This window comes from Niallia sp. CD-39 (assembly GCF_059874745.1).
Window position 1 is genome coordinate 1011813 of sequence record NZ_JCBCPS010000001.1, and the last position, 22573, is coordinate 1034385.

The following is a 22573-nucleotide window of genomic DNA, read 5'->3' on the forward strand; positions in this document are numbered from 1 at the left end:
TAGCTAGTAATCCATTGCCGCTACATTTCCATATGATAATTATGACATACCATTATTGAATAGTATATACTTTAACCTTTACATCGACATAGCATTGATTCATTATTCATAGAATGGTCAAATCCCCACAGGATAAATCCTTCTCCAATAGAATCCCTCATTTTTATTAGAGCCAGAAGGGGTTTTACTTTACAGTCTTCTGGCTGCATGGATTCAATGAATTACTTCACTAGAATTTCCTTCACATTAGCAAAGCTTTTAATTACTTTTGCAATTGAGGCCATTTGCCTTAAGCGATTTGCTTTCACTTTATCGTCTTCAGCCATAACCATCGTATTGTCGAAATATTGATCAATACTATCTTTTAACGAAATTAACTGGCTGTACATCTCATATTCGTCATTTGAATTTTCAATACCTTTTTGTACTTCCTCAAATGCCTCAAATAATTGTTGTTCATATTCATTTTCAAAAAGAGATGTTTCTACAAGCAATTCATCTTCCGCTTTAGATGCAATATTTAGTACCCTACTTAATGCTTCCATATTTTCTTTAAAACCATCATCATTCTTTTTACCATCTAACACTTTTGCTTTCCTGACAAGTGATGGAATTGATGTGAACGGACTTGCAAGAACTGCATCAATGATGTCATAGCGAATGTTTTTCTCTTGTAATATAAATTTCATTCTTTGTTTAAAAAAGGTCTGTAATTCTTGCTCAGTTTCTGCAAATGCCCTTTTTAAAACATTTCCTTCTTCTAGCTTTGTTAATGACGATTGGATAAGTTTTTCAATAGAAAGCGTCCAACCGTGATCAAGTAATGTTTGTGCAATACCTGTCGCCTGTCTTCTAAGTGCATAAGGATCTTGTGAACCTGAAGGAATCAATCCAATCGCAAAGCAAGCAGCAATCGTGTCCATTTTCTCCGCAATTGAAAGCGCCGCACCTATTTTTGTTGTCGCAGTTGTATCTTCGGCGTTACGAGGCTTGTAATGCTCGTTAATTGCTATCGCAACATCCTTTGCTTCTCCTTTTTGAAGTGCATATTTTTCTCCCATCAAACCTTGCAATTCTGGGAATTCATAGACCATATGTGTAACAAGATCGAATTTGCTAATCTCCGCGGCGCGATCGATAAACTCCTGCTCTGCTTTTGAGAAATCAAGTTCTCTTGCAAGCTCATTAGCACTTTGCCTTACTCGACTTACTTTCTCAGCTAACGTTCCAATTTCTTCATGGTAAACAATCGAATCAAGTTTCTTCAACGACGCTTCGATTGGTGTCTTTTGGTCTTCACGGTAGAAGAACGCTGCATCTGAAAGCCTTGCCCGCAAGACTTTTTCATTACCTTTAGCTACCTTCTCAAGGTGTTGATGATTTCCGTTTCGAACTGTTACAAAATATGAAAGCAGTTGTCCGTCTTTTGATTTTACAGGGAAGTAGCGTTGGTGCTCTTTCATTGAAGTAATTAATACTTGCTCAGGAATGCTCAAAAATTCCTCTTCAAACCGACCAAATAAAGCGGTTGGATACTCTACTAATTGCGTAACTTCTTCTAATAAATCCTCATCAATTGGAATATCCCAATCATTTTCATCTGCGATGCGCTCTATTTGAGTAACAATCGCTGCTTTTCGTTCGATTGGATCAGCAATAACATGCCCTGCTAATAGTGCTTTTTCATAAGCTGCAGGTGCTTGTATTTCCGTTCTTCCTCCTAAGAAACGATGACCCATCGTCCAATTTCTTGATGATACATTTGTAATCGTAATTGGAATGATTTCCTCACCAAACATGGCAATGATCCACTTAATTGGGCGAATAAAGCGCAAGTCATTTGAAGCCCAACGCATATTTTTAGGGAAATGCAGTGATGTGATGATTTCTTGAAGATCGGGTAGTTGGGAAATTGTTTGTTGTCCTTTAACAAACTTCTTCACATGAACATATTCAATACCATTGATTTCTTTAAAATAAATATCGTCAACAGATACCCCTTGGCCTCTACAAAAACCCTGTGCCGCTTTAGACCACTCACCATTATCATCAAGTGCGATTTTCTTCGCTGGACCTTTTGCTTCATCATGGAGATCCGCCTGCGCCTCTTCTACATCTTTCACATAAACTGCAAGTCTTCTTGGTGTTGAAAAGGAACTTACTTCACCAAAGGCAATATTCTTTTCCTGTAACCAAGCTTTTACTTTATCCGTTAATTGATTCATCGAGTCTGTCACAAATCGTGCTGGTAATTCTTCTAAACCAATTTCTAAAAGGAGATCTTTTGTCGCCATTATTCTGATTCCTCCTTCATATTTAAGATCGGAAATCCTAACTTTTCTCTTTCTTCGTAGAATGTTTTCGCAACTTTTCGTGCTAGATTTCTACATCTACCAATATAGCCAGTTCTTTCTGTTACAGAAATAGCTCCTTTTGCATCTAATAAATTAAAAACATGTGAGCACTTCAATACGTAGTCGTATGCGGGATGGACAAGGCCCGCTTCCATTTGACGATGCGCTTCTTTCTCATAAATTCCAAATAATTGGAATAACATTTCTTGATCAGAAGTTTCAAATGTATATTTTGAATGCTCATACTCAGGTTGCATGAAAATATCCCGAACCGTAAACCCTTCTGTCCACTCTAAATCAAAAACATTTTCTTTCTCTTGAATGTATGAAGCTAGGCGTTCAATACCATAAGTAATTTCAACTGAAACAGGCTTACATTCTAAGCCACCAACCTGTTGAAAATACGTAAATTGAGTAATTTCCATTCCATCTAACCATACTTCCCAACCAAGTCCCGCACAGCCTAGTGAAGGATTTTCCCAGTTATCCTCTACAAAGCGGATGTCATGTTCAAGCGGATTGATTCCTAGTGCTTTTAATGACTCTAAGTAAAGCTCCTGAATATTGTCAGGACTTGGTTTCATGATTACTTGAAATTGATGATGTTGATAAAGTCGGTTAGGGTTCTCTCCATAACGTCCGTCGGCCGGTCTTCTTGATGGCTCAACATAAGCTACGTTCCAAGGCTCTGGTCCAATGGCACGTAAGAATGTATAAGGACTCATTGTTCCTGCACCTTTTTCCACATCATAGGCTTGCATTAATATACACCCTTGATCGGACCAATGTTTTTGTAATGTTAAAATCATGTTTTGAATATTCATTGTACACCTCCGGTTTAATAAACCCATTTGCTATGTTTACTTTGAAACGAAGTGAAACAAAAAACTCTCGTCCCTATGCCTTTGTTAAGACATAGGGACGAGAGTAACCCGCGGTTCCACCCTAATTGCTGTATACAGTCATACAGCCTCTTTCACGTTTCTGCTCAGAAAGCGCCCTTCCTTCATGCCTTTTACCTGGCTTCCACCGCCCCAGGTTCGCTATTAAAAGGTAAATAAAGTACTCCTCTTCTTCAACACAGCTATTTAATTATTGAAATCATAGCGGAAACGAGTTAAAAAGTCAAATCTTTATGGAAGCTGATTAAAATTCTCCATTTGATCGAGAAATCGTTTTGCTTTCAAATGTAAGCCAGTATGTTCTTCATAGTACGTAGAGATTACTTTTTTCAACTCAGCTTTCGTTGTCTCTTTAACTGAGATCGTTCCTAAACGATTAATGTCAAAGTAATAAAATATACGCAAAATTTTAACGGTGTTTGGTGAAATCTTTATATGATACGGGTCTTGATGCACACAACGATGACAGAGAAAACCACCTTCTCTTACCGAAAATGAAAAATGTCCATCCGTATGCCCACATGAAACACATTGATCCAGCACAGGATTTAACCCAAGTAAATTTAATGTTTTCATTTCAAAAATATGCATCATGATTACTGGGTCATATCCTTCATCAATGTATTGAAGCACTTGATGAAGCAGTTCAAAATAATAGGGGTTCGGCTTTTTTTCATCTGTGCTTTTATCAGCTAATTCCACTATATAACTTGCATATGCCGTTAGCATAATATCTGCTTTAATAGATCGTAATGAATGAATGATTTCACCTTGTTGCAGTGAGCCTAGCCCACTGCCACGTTGTATTAAAAAATGCCCATATGTAAAAGGTTGAGTTATAGCCGAGAAGCGACTATTAGGCTTCTTCGCTCCTCTTGCCATAACACCAACCTTTCCCCATTCACGTGTATAGATCGTTACAATTTTATTGGTTTCACCATAACTAGATGTTCGAATGACAATGCCTTCACATTTATCCAGCACTTTTAGCCACCATCCCTAAATAGAGGCTTCCTATGAGATGGGAAAATCAACTTCTGCTAGTTCTTCATCTTGATTTAAGGGTATATCTTGATTATCATTTTGCAATTCTTTCAAGAGAAGATATGTGTCAATATTACCCGTTTGTTTAAAGACCTTCCAGGTAAACTCAATCATATTGATACCCACCTTTCAGTTTATCCTAGCAATTGATTTCTTTCATAACATTATCATAGCCCGTCTCCAAAAAATAATAAGTCGTAAATATTGTTAATCTAATTCATGCATAAAATTGAAAAGCGATAATACGTTAATTAGGGAGATTGTTTTACTACTTAATATTCATCTTCCCTAAATCCCAAGTCACGAATATGTGTCATTTTATTACGCCAATCTTTTTGAACTTTCACCCAAAGCTCTAAAAAGACTTTCGTTCCAAGAAGATTTTCAATATCTAACCTTGCTCTCTTCCCGATTTCTTTCAGCATCTTCCCTTGTTTTCCAATCACGATTCCTTTTTGTGAGTCTCTTTCAACGATAATTGTTGCCATCACATGAATAATGTCTTTCTCTTCTTCACGTCTCATTTTATCAATGACAACTGCTAATGAATGTGGAATCTCCTCGCGAGTTAAATGCAGTGCTTTTTCTCGAATAAACTCTGAAACGATAAATCTTTCTGGATGATCTGTTACTTGATCTGCAGGATAATATTGTGGCCCTTCTGGAATATATTCTTTTATTTGCTGTATTAATTGGTCTACATTGTTTCCTTCTAAAGCTGAGATTGGAATAATTTCTTTAAATGCATATTTCTCTTTGTAAGATTCAATTAATGGTAATAGTTTATCTGGGTGCATCTGGTCAATCTTATTCACAACTAAAAAAATAGGCGTATTAATGTTTTGGAATTTCTCTATAATGAATTCCTCACCTTTGCCGAATCCTTCTTCAGCATTAACCATAAATAAGATGATATCTACTTCTTTAAGCGTGTTTTGGGCAACCTTCATCATAAAGTCACCAAGCTTATGCTTTGGTTTATGGATACCAGGCGTATCAATAAATATCATTTGTGCATCATCGATCGTATACACACCTTGAACTTTATTTCTTGTTGTTTGTGGCTTATCACTCATAATCGCAATCTTTTGGCCGATTACTCGGTTTAAAAATGTAGACTTTCCTACATTCGGTCTGCCGATAATAGAGATAAACCCAGATTTATATGCTTGTTCTTTATTCATTTAAATCCTCCGGTGTAAATGCACCTGGCAATAGTTGTTCAACTGTTTGTTCCAGGATATCCCCTTTTAAATTTGTTAAGATGACTTTCATATCTTTTGGACATAGTTCACTAATGACTTGGCGGCAAGCACCACATGGTGAGCATGGTCGCGCAGTATCTGCTACTACAGCCATCATTTCAAACTCAGTGATCCCATCTGCGTAGGCTTTGAATAACGCAGTTCTTTCAGCACAGTTACACATACTGTAAGCTGCATTCTCAATATTACATCCGTGGATCACTTGCCCGTCTTTTGTTAAAATCGCTGCTCCAACTTTAAATTTAGAATAGGGAACATAGGCTCTTTCTCTTGCTACTTTTGCTTCTTGAATTAATTGTTCTGTTTTCAAAACAAACGCTTCCTTTCAACAAAGGCATTTGCCTTCTTATATTTTACATCATTTACATGTAAATTTCATGGGTTGTTGTCAAATTGTAATATAAATATTAGAATTTTCAGTCAATAACCCAGAATGTTCAACTTTGTTTTGTCATTTTATCCTATAATAGCAACGGTTTCAAATAAAATAAGAAATAATTAGTGATCATTCAATTTAACTGACGATAAAAAAGGATTGAGGTATTCTCCTCAATCCTTCAGACTGCCCGACAAACGCATGCATATGTTGTTGTTTGACATCAAAGGTCCCCTCATAAGCCGTGTGTTCTATTCCAGTCTTCACTTGACTGCATGAATAGGCTGACAAGCGTTTCCAGGACAGTCTGGGGGTTTCTCTTATAATTAAAAATCCCTCTTAAAGAAATGTAGACAAAGTCAGAAACCGACTTTGTCTACAACCTCGGATTGAGTATTATCCTTAATCCTTTTTTCTGTTAGATTTCAGTTAATTCAACCATTCAATAATCTTTGGAATGAACACTAAACATCCAATAATCGCAACAGTAACAGCATACACAAATACCGCTCCAGCTGCCATGTCTTTCGCCTGTCGAGCTAATGGGTGGATTTCGGATGTAGTTAAATCGACAACCCTTTCAATTGCAGAGTTCACTAACTCTAGCGCTAACATACCACCGATGGCAATTATGACAAAAATCCATTCGATTAAAGATAGGTTCAGGAGCATGCTTGCAATTACAATGAAAACTGTAACAGCAAGATGGATTTTCATGTTTCTTTCTTCTCTAGTTGCTTCTAAAATCCCAATGAATGCGTGCTTAAACGATAGCAGCAGCGCACTGCGTTTACCTTTGTAAGCCGAACGCATCTAAATGTTCCTTTTGCTTTGAAAACATCACTTTTTCCTCTTCCTGTGTTTCATGGTCATATCCTAATAAATGTAGAAAACCATGAATAAGCAAAAAACCAATTTCTCTTTCAAAAGAGTGACCGTAGTCTTCAGCCTGTTCTCGTGCTTTTTGCAATGAAATGATAATATCTCCTAATACTCTTGGCATGCCTTCTGCTATTGGCACAATTTCACCTTCACCTTCTTCTTCCATTGCAAACGAGATGACATCTGTTGGGCGATCTTTATCACGATACTCTTTGTTTATTTGTTGAATCTGATCATTTGTAACAAATGTAATAGAAACTTCTGTGTCAGAAGGTATTCCTTCTCTTTCTGCAACGAAGTGAAGCAAAGTTTCTAACTGTTGAATTAGTTCTTCTTGCATTTCACCTGTTTCATCTAAAAAATCAATATTTACACTCATGCTTGTTTCACCTTCTGATTATTCATTTCAGGATATTCAATCCTAGAGTGAAAAATGCCATTTAATGTTTCACTGAAGGACTGAGCTACAATCTCCAATTCTTTTAATGTTAAATCACATTCGATTAGCTGTCCATCCTGAAGTCTATCGGCAATAATTTTTCGAATAAGATCTTCAATTTGTTCTGGCGTCGGTTGAGTCATTGATCGCACAGCCGCCTCCACACTATCAGCAATTCCAATAATTGCTGATTCTTTTGTTTGGGGCTTTGGTCCCGGGTAGCGGTAATCTTCCTCATTTACTTCCAGCCCATTTTGAACTGCTTTATGATAAAAAAACTTAAGCATTGATGTCCCATGATGCTGTTCCGCTATGTCAACGATTTCTTTAGGCATTTTGTGCTTCCTTAGTAGCTCAGCACCATCACTTGCATGAGCAATAATAATATTTTTACTAGTTTGCGGAGGCAAGCGATCATGCGGATTTTCTATATTTATTTGGTTTTCAATAAAAAACTGCGGACGTTTCGTTTTCCCAATATCATGATAATAACAGCCCACTCGAGCCAATAATCCATTAGCTCCAATCGCTTCACATGCTGAGTCAGAAAGGTTTGCTACCATTACGCTATGATGATAGGTTCCCGGTGCTTCCGTTAAGATTTTACGAAGCAACGGATGATTCGGATTCGATAGTTCAATTAACTTCATTGGAGATAGTATGCCAAATCCACTCTCGAAAAATGGAAGCAACCCAATCGTAAGAACTGCAGACGTTATCCCAGATACAAAGGCTGCAACACAATAAAAGATCGTTTCAACCATGTTGTATTGACCGTTTTGTAAGAAAAGCAGGGTAAAAATCACGAACAAATTGACTATTGAAACGAACATACCAGCTTGCAAAATTTTTGAGCGGTGATTTTGTTTGCTTAAAATCAAAATACTTGCTAGTCCACTAATTAATACATAGATAGGAGCTGTTATATTAAACATCCCTGTTACAGCGTCATTAAAGATGAGTGACGATAATAAAGACATAACGATCGTAAAAAAGATCGCAAGTTTTTCCTCAATTAAAATCTTAATTAACATTGCCCCTACAGCTGCTGGGAACAAGTAAACCACTTGCGAATAATCCATTTCATGAAATAGACTAATTCCCTTCATTAGCAGCAACGAAAGTAGAAAGACGATGCTAAAGATGAGCAAATAGTTTTGTTTCGTCACTTTATTTGTTGATAAATCACGGAAATATGAATAAATCATACATAGAGAAAGGATAATCAATAAGACTAGCCCGATAAACGGAACGATATCCGTCCAGCGTGATTGATCATTATCCAATAGCCCGACCAATCCGAGCTGTCGATACAATTCCCTAGTGATAAATTGATTTTGTTCTACAATAATTTGCCCTTGCAAAATTTTCACAGGCTCGACTTGATCAATCGCTTGTTGTCGTCGTTCTTGTGTTGCCTGCGGATCATAAAATTCATTTTGATAAACCGCATAGCGACCTAGTCCAATCGATGCTGCCTTTAAATTTTGATTCATGCTATGGTATTTTAATTCTTCCTCTAAACGCTTCTTTGCATTCTCAACTTCATCAGCAGGTATGCTTGAACTCATTACACTATGTATAACTGTAACAGTTTGATCTTTAGCGAAACTTAAATCATTATCATTTGCTTGTACTAAAGCAATTAGCGTACTCTCAGGTACATCCTTTAATACATCATCCGTTAAGTTTTGTTTTAAACGGGCAAGCTTCTCTTCACTTGTGGGAGCAGGTATTGTCGGCTTTTCTTCACCATCAGACATTCCTTCTAAAGCTTTTTTATTTTCTTCCCACTCTTCGTTTAATTCACGTTTAGCATCAATTGCAGCATCAAAAATCGATGTAATGAGATCCACTCGGTTTTGTGCAATTTCTTTTTTGACAACATAAACGTCCTTTACTTCATTTTCTGCCTCGCGCTTTTTGCGTTCCGTGTTTTCTTTATCCTCAATTGTAATAGGTGACCGAATCGTTTGCTCAGCAACAGTAAATTGGCTTATGTTTAATTTTTCCTGTTTTACATTTGTAAACATTAGCGCAAACATCACAAACCCAAGTAGAAGAAATAATAATACTTTGAAAAAATTTATATTTAATAAATTTCGGACTTTAGCTAAGTTTTTCTGTAGCCTTTCCAACGAACTTCCTCCTTACTTGTTGCGCACTCAAACTGATTGCTTTAATTATGTAAAATGATAACAGCTTTTTCACAAACTTTCATTATATTATGTAAAATTGATGACATCTTTTCTACTACTAGATTACCCTATTTCACCATTTTATAGCAAATTATTCCATTATCTAAAATTTTCTATAATAGAAAAAAACTTTCTGTTTAATTCTAAACAGAAAGCACTTTTCAACCTCTATTCGTCTTTCGCTTCATAAGCTGAGATAATTTTGCCTACAAGTGGGTGACGTACAACATCCGCTTGTTCTAAATATACAAACGATAAGCCTGAAACTGAGCTTAATATGGATTCAGCGGCAATTAAGCCTGATCGATTTCCTTTAGGTAAATCCACTTGAGTTCGATCTCCAGTGATGATCATTTTGGATCCAAACCCTAATCGTGTTAAAAACATTTTCATTTGGGCAGTTGTTGTATTTTGTGCTTCATCCAAAATGACATAAGCATCATCTAATGTACGCCCCCTCATATAAGCTAGTGGGGCAATTTCAATCGTTCCTCTTTCAATTAGTCTCTGAGTATGTTCAGCGCCTAATATCGTGTTTAATGAGTCATATAACGGTCTTAAATAAGGATCTACCTTCTCTTTTAAATCACCAGGAAGGAATCCTAAACTCTCTCCAGCTTCAACTGCAGGTCTTGTTAAAATGATTCGTTTTACTTGCCCGGCCTTTAAAGCAGTAACAGCCATTACAACTGCAAGAAATGTTTTTCCTGTACCCGCAGGCCCAATTCCAAATACAAGGTCATTTCTTTTCATCGCATAGATGTATTGTCTTTGCCCTAATGTTTTCACATTTATGGCTTTACCCTTTACATCTTTCGCTATTTCCATTTCGTATAAGTCTATAAAATGAGAGAGCGTTCCCTTTCTTGCCATCTCCATCGCATAGATTACATCTCGTTCACTAATATTAATCCCTTTTCTGATGATTTGTACGAGTGCATGTACCACGTCACCAACGAGTTTTACATGATCTGGCTCACCAGAGACTAATACTGTTTGTCCCCTTGTCACAATTGATACAGAAAGTGTTTCTTCTATCAGTTTAATATGGCGATCGCCATTGCCAAGCAAGGCAACAGCTTCATTCGTGTTTTCAAGCTCAACATTCAGTGTTCTTAATTCTTCTGTCATTCTCAATCTCCTTGGATAATAGGTTGTTCTTCTGCAATATTCTCAATAATTTGGAAGTGTACCGTTAGTGTAACTTTACCATTCTCCACGGATTGGTGCAAAATATTTTCCCCTTTAATTTCTGCGTCATCATCTAAGTATGCAGACTTCAAGTCTGCTCTTGCATCTTCTAATGCTGAGTCGATTGCTTCTTCCACTGTTTGTTCTCTTTCAACAACTTCTTTTTCACGATAAGTTCTTTTTAGATAAGAGATTGGGATTGTCCAATTTAAGAGCTTAGCTTTCCCTTCATCCTCTTCTATTACATGCTCTTTATAGTCGACCTTACCAAATCCCCAAAGGGGGATGGTGAACTTACCTATCTTTAGAAAATGTTTACTCTTTTCATTTCCTGATAAAACATGAAACGAATCCTTTAACCTCACAGTTACTGTTGATTTATACCATGTCTCTCCCCAGACCTCTCCTTTAGCTGAAACAATTTTAGGCTTGTCTTCGGTTCCCAATACACCTGAAACAATGACTTGGCCAGGACGTACGTAGTCGTTGATACCAACTAATGCTTTCCCTTCCTCAACATACATATTTGTAATCATCGCTTTTTTCTTTGCGACTAAATGTCGAGGAACGTCTTCGGCGACTTTCTCTGGCTGATTTTTTTCTACTACTTGTAAATGGTAGGTTGTCCCTTTCAACTCAACACCAACCCATGTAATTTCTTCAATCTCATTGGAGAGTTGCTGCTGGATTTGTTCCACATTGCCAAGAAAGAATTGCAGTTTTCCTTTCTTCACACCCATTTCATTCAAAGCCTTTTCAATTTTATATTCTGTTGCTGGCTCTGCTCCTTTGATTTCAATGCCCCACACCATATTGGACAAAATGACAATGGACAATAAAAACAGTGCAAGTCCAACGATAAAACCACTGTTTTTAAACATCCGTATGAGTAAAAAAGGAATTCCTTTTCTTCTTACAAATTCAACTTTGCATCCAGAATTTCTTACGAGAATACGCATTTTTGATACGTCAGGCAGCCTCATATAAAAAGTAATTGCCTTTGTACCATGGCTCTTGACATTCCATACATGTATTCCATTATTCGTTAAGGCATTGATTAGTCTTTCAATGCCTGTTCCATTGACGCGTACAGCAACAATTCCTTTTATAAAATCAACCCATTTATTTTTCATACCAACCTCCACCACCTCTGAAATGAAAAAAATTAAGAATCATGTATGTATGCAACTTCATCAATTTTTCCTTCCAACATGATTTCCTCTGGAAGAATTGTTTTAATGACAAATGCCTTTCCTCTAATCAATAATTGCCCTTGTTTTAAATGCAGCCTTACTTCTTTGTCTGAAAAAGCAATTAATCCGCGATGATTTTCGATATAAATATGAATATGACCGATCATTGTCACTCGTGGCAAGTCCATCACAACATCTTGAGGAAGTTCCATATTTTTCGTCATCCAATTCCGAATGGAATGGCCCAATTTTTTTGCCATAAAAAAGAACCCCCTTTCATCTCATATGTATGAAATGAAAAGAGGTTCTAGCACATATTTTATCCGTAAAGAAAGTAAATATCGTTCATTAATACGTTCGACGATGAATATTTCCTTTTAACCTAGAACGATGTGGTTTCATCGAGCGCGGAGGTCCAAGAATTTCAGACCAAACAACCGCATCCACGAGGTTTTGTTTACCTACTCTTGTTAAATCATTCGTCTTAATCGGAGTAGAAGCTTGAAGACTCATTTCGTGGTCTCTAGTATTAGAGCGCATAGATTGTAGCCTTTTTTGCGCCTCTAGCTTTTTCCTACGCAGCTCCTCTAGCCGCTCCTGAGCATTATTCACGATAGGTTCAGCTTGAGTTTTGTACTCTTCCTTCGCTTCTGAACGAGTATACTGTTCAAATGCTTCTTCATATGATGACGAAGATTTTTGAGGATACTCTCCATAAGAGTCTTCAACATCAGCATGCGTAGTAGTTGGCTGTTGCTGTTGCTGTTGCCGCTGCTGCTGTTTTTGCTGTTCCTTCTTTCCTTTTCCACCAAAGATTGATGAGAGGAAACCAATCAGTAAGATCAAGAGAATTGGATTTTCAAATAAGAATTCCAAGGGATCAATCCTCCCTTCTCGACAAGCTAGTAAGATTAATCATTTTTCTTGTGATCGTTTTGATCTTCAGAAATCTTTCCGATTGAATCTCTCATGTCTGTATCAGCAGTAATGTTCTGAATGTTCATGTAATCCATCACACCGATATTTCCATTTTTTAATGCATCTGCCATTGCAAGCGGAACTTGTGATTCTGCTTCCACAACTTTCGCACGCATTTCTTCAACACGCGCTTTCATTTCTTGCTCATGAGCAACGGCCATTGCACGACGCTCTTCTGCTTTCGCTTGAGCGATATTTTTATCTGCTTCTGCTTGTTCTGTTTGAAGCTCAGCACCAATGTTTTTACCGATATCAACATCCGCGATATCAATCGATAGAATCTCAAACGCAGTTCCAGCATCTAAGCCTTTAGAAAGAACCGTTTGTGAAATCATATCAGGGTTTTCAAGTACCTCTGTATGTCTTGTAGCAGAACCGATTGTCGATACAATCCCTTCACCAACACGGGCGATAATTGTTTCTTCACCAGCACCCCCGACTAAACGGTCAATGTTGGCACGTACAGTGATTTTTGCTTTTGCTTTTACTTCAATCCCGTTGATTGCCACACCTGAAATAAACGGTGTTTCAATTACTTTTGGGTTTACACTCATTTGAACAGCTTCTAATACGTCACGTCCTGCTAAGTCAATCGCAGCACTCCGCTCAAAGCTTAATTCCATATTCGCACGATGTGCAGCAATTAATGCATTTACAACACGGTCAACATTACCACCAGCTAAGTAGTGACTCTCTAGTTGATTTGTTGTAACTTCTAACCCCGCTTTATGCGCTTTAATTAACGGGTTAATCACTCTGCTTGGGATTACTCGACGTAATCTCATTCCAATTAATGTGAAGATGCTTACCTTTACACCTGCTGCTAAAGCAGAGATCCAGAGCATTACTGGAACAAATGTAAAGAGAACGGATAATAATATAATCGCCAAGATGACTAGTACGACTGTAAAAATTCCACCTGGTCCAATTAATCCTAATTCAAACATTCAATTGCCTCCTGATAATTTATTTATGTTAATTTGATACTTCACGGACAACAACGCGAGAGCCTTCAGCCTTGATAACCTTTACTTTCGCATTTGCAAGAATAAATCTACCTTCACTTACGGCATCAATTCTTTCATTGTCAATCTCAATCGTACCGGAAGGACGTAGTGCCGTCAACGTAACACCCTCTAATCCGATTAATTCAGTACGACTTTTATTCGAAATATAGCCTTTTTCTGTCGTTGTAGAATCAGATAAGATAATTTTTCTAAAGAATTTCATCCTTTTACCAAACACCTTTGCCATTAAGATAGATGCTAAAATCGCAATACTAAAAGCTATTAATAATGAAACGGCAATTCCAAATACACTATCTCCTGCTAAGAATAAACTCGCAATAACTGCAACGATTCCGAGAATACCAGCAATCCCTCCGGGGAGGAAAAACTCCGCCACAATTAATCCTATACCAAGCAAGAACAAGATGAGTACTTCATAGCCTGCAAATCCAGCAACTAAATGTCCATAAAAGAACAATAATAGTGATGAAATTGCCATAAATCCAGGAATTCCAAAGCCTGGAGAGTATAGCTCTAGCACTAATCCGATACTTCCAATCGAAAGAAGAATTGGAATTACAACAGGATGTGTGATAAAGCGGGCAACCTTTTCTGCAAAGCTTTCTTCAATATGACGAACTTCAGCATTTTCCAAACCAATTGTACTTAGCAATTCGTCTATTGAGTTTACAGTCCCTTCTGAATATCCAACTTCTAAAGCTTCGGTTGAATTTAATGTTAACAATTGACCTTCACTTAAGCCTAATTCCGGGATTACAATGGAATCATCTGCCATTGCCTCTGCATAAATAGGCTCACGTCCTGCATGCTCAGCCGCGCTTTTCATATGTCTTAACCAATAAGATTGTGATTTTTGATCGGCTGCATTTCCTTCTCCATCAATGATGGCTGAAGCTCCCATAGTTGCACCAGGAGCCATGTAAATTTCATCCGTGTAAAGAGCAATGTACGACCCAGCTGAAATCGCGTCTTTATTCACAAAGGTCACAGTTCGAACCGTGGAATTTGAAATAAGTTTCGCAATATCAACAGCAGCATTTACCGCTCCACCAGGTGTATGCATTTCAAAAATAATCGCGCTAGCCGCTTCTTTCTCGGCAATATTCACCGATCGTTCTAAAAACGCGTACAACCCTTTTTCTACCGTCTCTTCTATTGGAACAATGTATACGATTTCATTATTAGCTGTACTACTTGCAGGTAGTAATGCAAGAATGAAAGCAAAGAGAAAAGAAAAGATGATTACATACTTTCTAAGCTTCATAAACAACCCCCTCCTTTCAATAAAATACAAAGACTTAACACTATGTACGAATAAAACATAAAAAGGTTTCAATAAAACCGTATAAATTTATCATATCATAAAGAAAACAAATGAAGAAAGGGTTGCACCTGGTTTTTGACTGCTAATGAGAAAACAATTAAAAGACCGCTATGCAGAAGCTAGCGGCCTTTTCGTACGTTTCTTATGAAAGGTGTTGTTGTACAAGTTTATTAATAAGTGAGCCGTCAGCTTTCCCTTTTAACTTCGGCATTACTGCAGCCATCACTTTCCCCATATCAGCTTTTGAAGTCGCACCAGTATCAGCAATCGCTTGTTGAACAATCACTGCCACTTCGTCTTCAGTTAGCTGCTTTGGCATATATATTTCTACGTACATTAATTCAGTACGAATTTTTTCGACAAGATCTTCACGACCTGCTTTTTCAAATTCATGGAGGGAATCCTTGCGTTGTTTTACTTCACGAGAAAGAACCGTAAGTTCCTGATCCGAATTAAGCTCTTGACCAGCTTTAATTGCTTCATTTTGAAGTGAAGCTTTAATCATTCGAATAACAGTTAACTTATCTTTTTCTTTGTTCCTCATCGCTTGTTTCATATCATCATTTAAACGCTCGAGAAGACTCATTTCATTCACCCTCTCTTAAAACTTGCGTTTTCTAGCAGCTTCAGACTTTTTCTTACGCTTAATGCTAGGTTTTTCGTAGAATTCGCGCTTTCTAGCCTCTTGCAAAGTACCAGTTTTTGAAACTGAACGTTTGAAGCGACGAAGAGCATCTTCAAGCGATTCGTTTTTACGAACGACGGTTTTAGACATTCTCTTTCCCTCCCTCCGAGCACAACACACTTACATCAACAACATGATTTATACCATGTACCTTGCAATTATAATATATGTGGGTAATCAGGTCAACTGAAATTAGCCCTAATGAAAAGGAAAAACGAGTTATAAAACTTTTCAAAATCATTCATTTTAAGCATGTCCCCTCCATGTCATTAATATATTCATTTTAGAGGGGTTGATCTAGTGGTCCAAATCTTGCTATTCATCGGCTTTATTGCCATTTTTATTTTTGGAATGACATTACTACGCGCTGGACTTTTCCAGCTTTCTGATGGAAATTTAAACAAATGGTTGGCTACCTTTACGGATAGCGCATGGAAAGGTGTTTTAATTGGGATCATAGTAACGGCTCTACTACAAAGTAGCTCTGCTGTTATGATCATTACTATCGGATTAGTTTCAACTCGCTTGCTTACATTTCCACAATCTATCGGAATTATCTTAGGAACAAATATTGGGACAACCTTTACTACAGAACTTATTACTTTTAATATTGAATCGTTTATTCTTCCAATTGCAATCGTTGGCTGCCTACTTTCTGTATGGAAATATAAGAAAACGAGAAGCGCTGGTTTTACTTTAGTAGGAATTTCATTAGTGTTTTCAGCAATGAGTGGATTTGAGTTTTTGGCTATTTCATTAAAAAGCAATCAATGGGTGCTCGATCTACTTTTGCAGCTAGACAATAGTCACTTTTATGCTGTTCTAGCAGGAATTGTTTTAACAGCTATCATCCAATCTAGCACAGCCACCACAGGCATGATAATGGGGTTTTTAACTGGAGGATTAATGAACTTAGATACAGGGATAGCTATTATGCTCGGTGCTAATATTGGCACATGTGCAGATGCCTATTTAGCCTCAGTCGGGGCAGGGAGAGAGGCTAAATTATCAGCTTATGCACATATTTGGGTCAATTTTATAGGAGTGGCTTTGTTTTATCCACTCATACATGCTCTGGAGCATTTCGGTCAATTAATTGCATCAACACCAGACGTACAGCTTGCGCATTTAAGTGTCATTTTCAACATTGCTACATCGTTAGTCATGCTTCCATTTGCAAAACCATTTGCTGCTTTCATTGAAACGATTCATCGACGGTAATAGAGGTTTCGAAATAAAAAAAGTGGACTTAAGTCCACTTTTCCTGTTTTTAATAATCACTATCACTTGTTAACCCTTGAACTATTGCTGCTCCAGAGCTTGCACCAATCCTTGTTGCTCCAGCTTTAATCATTGCATCTGCGTCTTCAGCACTTCGCACTCCACCTGATGCTTTAACACCTAAGTCAGGGCCGACAGTTTTTCTCATTAATGCGATGTCCTCGACAGTTGCACCGCTGCTAGCAAATCCTGTAGATGTCTTAACATAATCAGCACCAGCTTTAACTGATAATTCACAAGCAATGACTTTTTCTTCATCTGTTAATAATGCTGTTTCAATAATGACCTTTGTTAAGGCTTTCCCTTTAGCTGCTTCTACTACAGCACGTATATCTTCTTCTACTAATGTTAAATTGCCGCTTTTTAATGCACCGATATTTATGACCATATCTACTTCAGTTGCGCCATTTTCAATTGCATTTTTCACTTCAAAGGCTTTTACCTCAGGAGTATTTGCACCTAATGGGAATCCAATAACAGTACAAACATCAACATCCGTTCCTTTTAATTGTTCTGCTACAAGACTCACCCAAGTAGGATTCACACACACAGAAGCAAAACCATATTCACTCGCTTCTTTACAAATTTGAACGACTTGTTCTTTTGTTGACTCAGGCTTTAATAATGTATGATCAATCATTTTTGCAACATTCATTGTTAAAAATGCCCCTTCCAAAATAAGTTGTACGTACCTCTTTCATCATACCATTGAATTTTGTTTTTATCGAGCAGAATCTATACTTTTTATGCCCACAGTTTGCTTAGATTATTTCATTAAAGGCTGATTGATTATTTTTATCACCAATAAAGTGGTTCTTGTCTATAATAAATAGAAGCTAAATTGATAAAAGCAAGGAGGTTTAAATACTTGATAGAGCTATTTAATTTGACAGGAAAAACTGCCATCATTACTGGCGGAGGGCGTGGTTTAGGTAGGCAAATGGCGCTTGCACTCGGCGAAGCGGGAGCAAACATTGTCGTTTGTTCAAGAAATTTAGATGCGTGCATTGCTGTTCAAAAGGAATTGGAAGCAATCGGTGCTCATGCAATCGCTAGACAATGTGACATAACAAAGAAAAGTGAAATCCAACAAGTTATTTCTGATACTGTAGCTGAATTTGGATCAATAGACATATTAATCAACAATAGTGGAAAGTCATGGTTAGAGGATTTCGCAACAATTTCTGAGGAAAACTGGGACAAGGTCATGAATGTTAACTTGAAGGGAATGTTTTTATTTACCCAAGCTGCTGTGGAAGAAATGAAGAAAAGTGGCGGTGGGAAAATCATCAATATTACTTCCGTAACAGGTATGTACGGAGCACCTAAAGCATTTATTGATGCCGTTCCATATAGTACAAGCAAAGGAGCAGTTATAACGTTTACAAAGGATCTTGCAGTTAAGCTTGCAGAATACAGTATTCAAGTAAACGCGATTGCACCTGGATTATTCCCAACAAAAATTACGAAAGCATTAGAGAAGGTGTCACCTTATATATTAAGTAAGATCCCTGCACATCGTTTCGGGTCAGATCAAGATCTTAAAGGTATTGCTATTTTCTTAGCATCCGGCGCATCAGACTATGTAACTGGGCAAGTCATTACAATTGATGGTGGTCTTACAGCTTCATTATAAAGTTTCCATTATTAAAAGGGCACTGAAAGAAAATAAAAAAAAGGAGAAAACATCATGGGCAACCCAACTGAAAAATTTATTGATAAAATTGCAAAAGCAGGCTTCATTTGGGAGCAGACAATGAATGAAAGGATTCAGCAGCTATTGAATCAGCAGGCAGTTGTGCAACAATCGTTACAAATTGCAAATGTTACTACTAAAACGATGGAAACGTTACAAAACTCTTCTGAAATTCTATCGATTCCCCTAAACTTACCTACTAAAAAAGATATAACAAACAATACGAGACAGATGATGCAAACTGAGGAAAAATTAGATAATATTTCGGAACAAATCATCTTGCTTGGTCGTCAAATCGAGCGAATTAAAGGTGCTACTAAAGGATAGGGAGTGAAGGCGTAATGGCTTCAACAAAAAGCTTTCATATAAATCCAAACAGACTTGCAAATTTTTTAGCTGCTGTACAGGATTCTAATCCTCCACTTCAAGCGACTCCACATACGGTTATATGGAAATTACACAAGGTAGAGCTACTTTATTTTCAACCAAAAGTAAAAAAGTATAAAACACCTATTTTTATGATTTACTCACTCATTAACCGCCCATTTATATTAGACTTAGCTCCTGGAGAAAGCTTAATTGGATATCTGGTAGAAAAAGGATATGAGGTTTACCTACTGGACTTTGGAATTCCTAGCTATGAAGACCGTGACATTAAAATGACGGATTATATTTCAAAGTACATTACAAGAGGGGTTCGTAGAACATTGCTTCATAGCAATGCCAGTGAGATAACGGTCATGGGCTTTTGTATGGGAGGAACTTTTGCAGCTATTTATGCTGCAATTGCAAATGAGCCAATCAGAAACCTAATTTTAGCAGTTTCACCTATTGATTTTAATCATTTCCCAAGTTTTGAAGAGTGGGTCAAGCAATTAAAAACGGATAGCTCCACTTTTAAAGATTTACTAGACGCATGGGGAATCCTACCTGCAGAATTCATTCATATAGGTATTCGTATGCTCGTATCCCCTATTTACCTATCTCCTTACTTGAGCTTATTTAAAAAGGCTGATGACCAAAGGTATGTAGAAAGGTGGAAACGAATGAATCTATGGACTAAATCTCATATTCCTTTCACATCAGGAGCACTAAATGAAATGATTGATACATTTGGTATTGAAAACAAATTAATGAATGGCACCCTAACAGTAGATGGACAGTCAGTTTCATTACGTAATATTCATGCAAATGTGCTTGCAATAGGGACTGAAATGGACAAACTAGTGCCAAAAGAACAAGTTTATCCAGTTATTGACCTTGTTTCAAGCCATGATAAAACATTCGAGTCTTTACCTGGAGGACATGCAACTCTCGCTTTTAATAAAAAGGTTCATAAGCTTCTAGATGAGTGGTTATCGATGCGATCGGCTGTATAATCACATATTAAAAATTAAATGAGGTGTATGTGTTGAATTCAATCCTTCTTCCCTTTTCCTATAGAGGAGACACAAATCTTTTAGCATATATCGGAATGGCTATGTTTGTGTTTAAAGACTTTTACCATAGTGAATTATAATAAATAAATCTGTACTAACTTTCACTTTGTAAGAAAAGCATTCGGAATTATGCTTCCGAATGCTTTTTTATCGTTAGATTGCTTGTTTCGTTTCTTCTAAAACTCTTACAAATTGACCTTTATTATATGGATAGCCGGCTTTAGTAATTTTTACTCGTACAATCTTCCCAACCATTTCTTCTGAAGCTGGAATGACAACTTTCAAGTAATTATCTGTATAACCAACGTAGAGGTTCTCTGCTTCTGTATCTTTAAAACGTTCCTCTGGAATGATCTCTAATACCTCATCCTCAAATTGGCTTGCGTATTCTTTTGCAAGCTGATCTGAAAGTGAGATTAAACGGTGTACTCGATCATTCTTCACATCTTCTTCGACTTGGTTGTCCATTCTTGCTGCAGGTGTACCTGTTCTCTTTGAATATGGGAAAACATGAAGTTCAGAGAATTGATGTTCTTTTATAAAATTATACGTTTCCATGAACTCTTCATCTGTTTCACCAGGGAACCCAACAATGACATCTGAGGTAATTGCTAAGCCTGGTAAGATTTCCTTAAGACGAGTAATTCTTTCCGCAAAAAAGGCCATATTGTATTTACGTCTCATTCTTTTTAAAACAGTATCAGAGCCTGATTGGATTGGTATATGCAAATGTCTAACAATGATGTTCGAATGCTTAATCACTTCAATGACTTCATCGGTAATCTGGCTGGCTTCAATTGAAGAAATTCTCAATCGCTTAATTCCAGGAACCTTCTCTTCTAAGTCTTTTAACAGCATTGCTAGATTATAATCTTTCATGTCTTCCCCATAGCCACCTGTATGAATTCCAGTTAAGACGATTTCCTTATACCCTGCGTCAACTAGCTGCTGTGCTTGACGCACAACCTCCTCTGGATCTCGAGATCGCATTAACCCGCGTGCCCACGGGATGATACAAAAAGTACAAAAATTATTGCAGCCTTCTTGAATTTTTAAAGACGCACGCGTGCGGTCAGTAAATGCCGGAACGTCTAATTCCTCATAAACACGATTTTTCATAATGTTGCCTACACCATTAATCGGTGTGCGTTCAACCTTGTATTGCTCAATATAATCAAGCATCTTCACACGATCCTGTGTCCCAACAACTATATCAACCCCAGGAATGTCCATAATTTCAGCAGGCGATGTTTGTGCATAGCAACCTGTTACGCAGATGACTGCATCAGGGTTTTTTCGAATCGCTCGTCGAATAACTTGCCGACTTTTTTTGTCACCTGTATTCGTAACCGTACACGTATTGATGACATAAACATCCGATGTTGCTTCGAAGTCTACCCGATCATAACCCTTTTCTTTAAACAGTTGCCAAATCGCTTCTGTTTCATAGTGGTTAACCTTACAACCTAATGTATGAAATGCAACTTGTGGCATTGTAATCACTCCAATAATTCATAATGGTAAGAAACAGCTGAGAGTAAGTATAGCGGTGCTGTTTCCGTTCTAAGGATTCTAGGTCCAAGACCACATGGTATAAAGCCATGTTCCTTTAATTTTACTACTTCTGTTTGATCCAGCCCACCCTCAGGGCCAAATACAACGAGCAAAGATTGCCCACTCTTTAATCCACGTAATGTAGAAGTAAGCACACTTGATACGCCTTCACGAGCCGTTTCTTCATAAGCGATAAGCATTGCATCAAATGACTTGCTTAATTCGATGATTTCTTTTAACGAAAACGGTTTATGGACTGTTGGAACATGAACTCTATGTGATTGTTCCGCAGCCTCTTTACAGATTTTATTCCAGCGTTCCAGTTTTTTATCAGACTTCTTTTGATCCCATTTCACAATCGAACGAATTGAAGTAAAAGGGACAAATTGATGCGCACCTAGTTCAGTCCCTTTTTGCAAAACATACTCAAGCTTATCCCCTTTAGGCAATCCGCTCACAATGGTCACATTTATAGGAAGCTCTGTGTTTTCATCTAACCATTTTACTACTTTTAAAATAACTGCCTCACTAGTAATATCTTCTATTTTAAACTGACCGCTCGACCGATCATCAAAGGCGAGGATCACTTCATCACCAGACTTCATTCGCATGACCTTTACAATATGATGATAATCTTCACCTATTAACTGAACGTCCTGGGGGCGTTCGCCATTATTCTCTACAAAATATCTTTGCATCCTACACCACTCATTTTAAAGAGATTTTTAACATGAAGAAAGAGAG

General features: G+C 37.4%; 24 protein-coding genes and 1 other annotated feature. Of the genes, 4 read left to right on the forward strand and 20 right to left on the reverse strand.

Translation table 11 applies throughout. The features are described from left to right. Nucleotides 1-221: 221 nt before the first annotated feature. The 17 genes from glyS to rpsU all read right to left on the reverse strand — a co-directional run bounded on the left by glyS (nt 222) and on the right by rpsU (nt 15949). Nucleotides 222-2294 (reverse strand): glycine--tRNA ligase subunit beta, encoded by a 2073-nt coding sequence (gene glyS, locus AC6F34_RS05185; RefSeq protein ID WP_500769624.1) that lies wholly within the window; start codon nt 2292-2294, stop codon nt 222-224. Continuing rightward, a complete protein-coding gene (gene glyQ / locus AC6F34_RS05190) occupies nt 2294-3178 on the reverse strand; it encodes a glycine--tRNA ligase subunit alpha (RefSeq protein ID WP_500769626.1) in 885 nt (294 codons plus the stop codon). The genes glyS and glyQ overlap by 1 nt, the downstream gene beginning before the upstream one ends. Nucleotides 3179-3268: 90 nt before the next feature. Further along, nucleotides 3269-3442: a binding site (T-box leader), on the reverse strand. Nucleotides 3443-3487: 45 nt separating this feature from the next. Beyond that, nucleotides 3488-4240 (reverse strand): DNA repair protein RecO, encoded by a 753-nt coding sequence (recO, locus tag AC6F34_RS05195; protein ID WP_500769628.1) that lies wholly within the window; start codon nt 4238-4240, stop codon nt 3488-3490. 30 nt (nt 4241-4270) lie between these two features. Continuing rightward, nucleotides 4271-4414: a YqzL family protein gene (locus tag AC6F34_RS05200; protein WP_500769630.1), complete on the reverse strand. Its 144-nt coding sequence runs from the start codon at nt 4412-4414 to the stop codon at nt 4271-4273. Between the two features lie 158 nt (nt 4415-4572). Next, complete coding sequence (gene era, locus AC6F34_RS05205) at nt 4573-5484, reverse strand: GTPase Era (RefSeq protein ID WP_500769632.1); 912 nt, start codon at nt 5482-5484, stop codon at nt 4573-4575. After that, complete coding sequence (locus AC6F34_RS05210; protein WP_500769634.1) at nt 5477-5875, reverse strand: cytidine deaminase; 399 nt, start codon at nt 5873-5875, stop codon at nt 5477-5479. The genes era and AC6F34_RS05210 overlap by 8 nt, the downstream gene beginning before the upstream one ends. Before the next feature lie 495 nt (nt 5876-6370). Continuing rightward, nucleotides 6371-6754 (reverse strand): diacylglycerol kinase family protein, encoded by a 384-nt coding sequence (locus AC6F34_RS05215; protein ID WP_500769636.1) that lies wholly within the window; start codon nt 6752-6754, stop codon nt 6371-6373. Then, on the reverse strand, nt 6732-7202 hold the full coding sequence (gene ybeY, locus AC6F34_RS05220; protein WP_500769638.1) for an rRNA maturation RNase YbeY: 471 nt from the start codon (nt 7200-7202) through the stop codon (nt 6732-6734). Before ybeY ends, AC6F34_RS05215 begins: the two co-directional genes overlap by 23 nt. After that, nucleotides 7199-9400, reverse strand: a complete 2202-nt coding sequence (locus AC6F34_RS05225) for an HD family phosphohydrolase (RefSeq protein WP_500769640.1) — start codon at nt 9398-9400, stop codon at nt 7199-7201. Before AC6F34_RS05225 ends, ybeY begins: the two co-directional genes overlap by 4 nt. A 228-nt stretch (nt 9401-9628) precedes the next feature. After that, on the reverse strand, nt 9629-10591 hold the full coding sequence (locus AC6F34_RS05230) for a PhoH family protein (protein ID WP_500769642.1): 963 nt from the start codon (nt 10589-10591) through the stop codon (nt 9629-9631). A 2-nt stretch (nt 10592-10593) separates the two neighbouring features. Continuing rightward, nucleotides 10594-11784, reverse strand: coding sequence for a sporulation protein YqfD (yqfD, locus tag AC6F34_RS05235; RefSeq protein WP_500769644.1), 1191 nt, complete (start codon nt 11782-11784; stop codon nt 10594-10596). A 32-nt stretch (nt 11785-11816) separates the two neighbouring features. Beyond that, nucleotides 11817-12104: a sporulation protein YqfC gene (yqfC, locus tag AC6F34_RS05240; protein ID WP_500769646.1), complete on the reverse strand. Its 288-nt coding sequence runs from the start codon at nt 12102-12104 to the stop codon at nt 11817-11819. Between the two features lie 88 nt (nt 12105-12192). Next, the gene (locus AC6F34_RS05245) at nt 12193-12720 is read right to left on the reverse strand and encodes a YqfB family membrane protein (RefSeq protein WP_500769648.1); all 528 of its coding nucleotides are present in this window, start codon (nt 12718-12720) and stop codon (nt 12193-12195) included. 35 nt (nt 12721-12755) lie between these two features. Further along, the gene (floA, locus tag AC6F34_RS05250) at nt 12756-13769 is read right to left on the reverse strand and encodes a flotillin-like protein FloA (RefSeq protein WP_500769650.1); all 1014 of its coding nucleotides are present in this window, start codon (nt 13767-13769) and stop codon (nt 12756-12758) included. A gap of 28 nt (nt 13770-13797) precedes the next feature. Further along, nucleotides 13798-15114 (reverse strand): NfeD family protein, encoded by a 1317-nt coding sequence (locus AC6F34_RS05255; RefSeq protein ID WP_500769652.1) that lies wholly within the window; start codon nt 15112-15114, stop codon nt 13798-13800. A gap of 202 nt (nt 15115-15316) precedes the next feature. Further along, complete coding sequence (locus AC6F34_RS05260) at nt 15317-15760, reverse strand: GatB/YqeY domain-containing protein (protein ID WP_500769654.1); 444 nt, start codon at nt 15758-15760, stop codon at nt 15317-15319. A gap of 15 nt (nt 15761-15775) precedes the next feature. After that, a complete protein-coding gene (gene rpsU, locus AC6F34_RS05265) occupies nt 15776-15949 on the reverse strand; it encodes a 30S ribosomal protein S21 (protein ID WP_066201342.1) in 174 nt (57 codons plus the stop codon). A gap of 210 nt (nt 15950-16159) precedes the next feature. Between rpsU and AC6F34_RS05270 the strand changes: the two genes are divergently transcribed. Further along, a complete protein-coding gene (locus AC6F34_RS05270) occupies nt 16160-17080 on the forward strand; it encodes a Na/Pi symporter (protein ID WP_500769657.1) in 921 nt (306 codons plus the stop codon). A gap of 49 nt (nt 17081-17129) precedes the next feature. Here AC6F34_RS05270 and deoC read toward each other — a convergent pair whose 3' ends face one another. Beyond that, nucleotides 17130-17795, reverse strand: coding sequence for a deoxyribose-phosphate aldolase (gene deoC / locus AC6F34_RS05275; RefSeq protein WP_500769659.1), 666 nt, complete (start codon nt 17793-17795; stop codon nt 17130-17132). Nucleotides 17796-18008: 213 nt separating this feature from the next. Here deoC and AC6F34_RS05280 point away from each other — a divergent pair, with 213 nt between their 5' ends. The 3 genes from AC6F34_RS05280 to AC6F34_RS05290 are packed head-to-tail and all read left to right on the forward strand — an operon-like array spanning nt 18009 to nt 20215. Next, entirely contained in the window at nt 18009-18776 is a 768-nt protein-coding gene (locus AC6F34_RS05280; protein ID WP_500769661.1) for a glucose 1-dehydrogenase, read from the forward strand. A gap of 54 nt (nt 18777-18830) precedes the next feature. Continuing rightward, a complete protein-coding gene (locus AC6F34_RS05285) occupies nt 18831-19163 on the forward strand; it encodes a hypothetical protein (protein ID WP_500769663.1) in 333 nt (110 codons plus the stop codon). Between the two features lie 14 nt (nt 19164-19177). Beyond that, on the forward strand, nt 19178-20215 hold the full coding sequence (locus tag AC6F34_RS05290; protein ID WP_500769665.1) for an alpha/beta fold hydrolase: 1038 nt from the start codon (nt 19178-19180) through the stop codon (nt 20213-20215). A gap of 213 nt (nt 20216-20428) precedes the next feature. Here the strand turns inward: AC6F34_RS05290 and mtaB are convergent, their stop codons facing one another. Next, a complete protein-coding gene (gene mtaB / locus AC6F34_RS05295; RefSeq protein WP_500769667.1) occupies nt 20429-21769 on the reverse strand; it encodes a tRNA (N(6)-L-threonylcarbamoyladenosine(37)-C(2))-methylthiotransferase MtaB in 1341 nt (446 codons plus the stop codon). Between the two features lie 5 nt (nt 21770-21774). After that, nucleotides 21775-22527 carry a 16S rRNA (uracil(1498)-N(3))-methyltransferase gene (locus AC6F34_RS05300; RefSeq protein ID WP_500769669.1) on the reverse strand — a complete coding sequence of 251 codons (753 nt, stop codon included), beginning with the start codon at nt 22525-22527 and terminating at the stop codon, nt 21775-21777. Nucleotides 22528-22573: the final 46 nt, after the last annotated feature.